1 protein-coding gene is annotated in these 1,644 nt (G+C 69.2%); it reads left to right on the forward strand.

Annotated features, from left to right (window positions below; genetic code table 11):
* The first annotated feature begins 278 nt into the window (after positions 1 to 278).
* Positions 279 to 1,577, forward strand: a complete 1,299-nt coding sequence (locus tag AC08OT_RS09950; protein ID WP_476602749.1) for an HTH domain-containing protein — start codon at positions 279 to 281, stop codon at positions 1,575 to 1,577.
* Positions 1,578 to 1,644 lie beyond the last annotated feature (67 nt).

Below are 1,644 nucleotides of genomic sequence, written 5' to 3' on the forward strand. Positions count from 1 at the left end.
CCCGGTCTGGGCGCGCAGCGCCTCGATCTCCCTGTTCGCCCGCTCCAGCGCGGCCTCGGTCCCGGCCAGCCTCGCGAGCGTCTCGGCGAGCGCCGCGGCCTGTGTCACGACCAGCGCCGCGAGCTCGTCGTACGACGGCGCGGACGGATCTTCGGGCACCATCGGGCGATGTGCGTCGTGCCTTCCGGTTCGCGACTCGGGGCGCCGCTCATGCCGGTCGTCCTACGCTTACGGCCTGTCGAACCATCCACCTCGATCCACCACTAGGGGCAGTACCTATGCGCGTCGTCTCCCTACTGCTCGTGCTGTGCATCGGGAGTGGACTGACCGACCTGAAGCTGTACACCGACCTTGTCCACCAGCGCCAGCAGGGAACGCTTAAGATCGCGCGTGCGGTGGTATCCGACCCGCTCCTGGCCCGGGCGGTCATGGGGAAGGATCCCGCGGGGGAGGTGCAGGCTCTCGCCGAACAGGCCCGGCGACTCACAGGAGCGCAGTCCGTGGTCGTCATCAACAGCCGGGGTATCCGCTGCTCCGATCCCGATCCGAAGAACATCGGCAAACCGGTCAGCGCCGACCCCTCGGGTGCCCTCCACGAACAGGAGACTGTCAGTCGCGGGTCCGGGAGCCTGGGGTCGTCCGTGCGCGCCGAGGTTCCGCTGCGCGACACCGACGGTAAGACCGTCGGTGAGGTCAGAGTCGACGTCAGCATGAAGGATCTGCACCACCAGTTGCTCACGCAGCTGCCCAGCGCCGCGGAGAATCTGGGCCTGCAAGTGGTCGTCGGCATCACCACTATCATAGTGATCACGCTACATAACCGGGCCGAGCTCAAAAAAATTGCCCGCGAACTCAAAAAAATTGTCTGCGCAATCGACGATCTCTGGGGTCATCTCAGGGACCGGCCCGCACCGCCCGACCGGCCCGCACCGCCCGACCGGCCCGCACCGCCCACCCAGCCCGCACTGCCCGACCGGCCCGCACTGCCCGACCGGCCCGCACCGCCCACCCAGCCTGCACCGCCCACCCGGCCTGCACCGCCCGCCCGGACCGGGGTCAGGGAAGAGATCGTCGCCGTGCTGCTCTGGGCGTCCGAGCCGATGTCGGCGGCGGAGATCGCCGACCAGATCGGCCGGGACCGGTCCACGGTCCAGCGGTACCTCAAGGATCTCAAGGAGGCCGGCTACGTCACCATGATCTTGGACAGCGGGTCCCGCGGGCGTCCCAGACACCTTTACCGATGGCTCGGCAAACCCTGGCCCCCGCCCGCCCGAACCCCTAACGGCCACGGCCGGGTACCCGGAGTATCTCTGTCTTCTCCTCTCCTTCCCCCGGGTACCGGGCCCGGCCAGGGCGGGCCGCCGCTCGGACCTGGGCCGGCTATGACTACCGCGACGGTGGGCGCACCCTCGAAGGCGCCGCCATCCGTGTCGCCCAACGGGTTGCAGCGATCTGGCGCAACCACACGACCGGCCTCTTCCAGCGGGCATGGGTACCGTCGAGGAGGCGGCAGGGAAGGCCTACGGCGTGCCTACCGGGAGAGTTGCCGGGGTAAAGCCGGGCACCGCCCCTACTAGTCGGTACACGGTGAACACGAGAACCGTTCCGGTCTCGCCCACCCGCGCCCGCCCGCGTCCAGTGGGA

Source organism: Frankia sp. CgJB1, assembly GCF_977947065.1.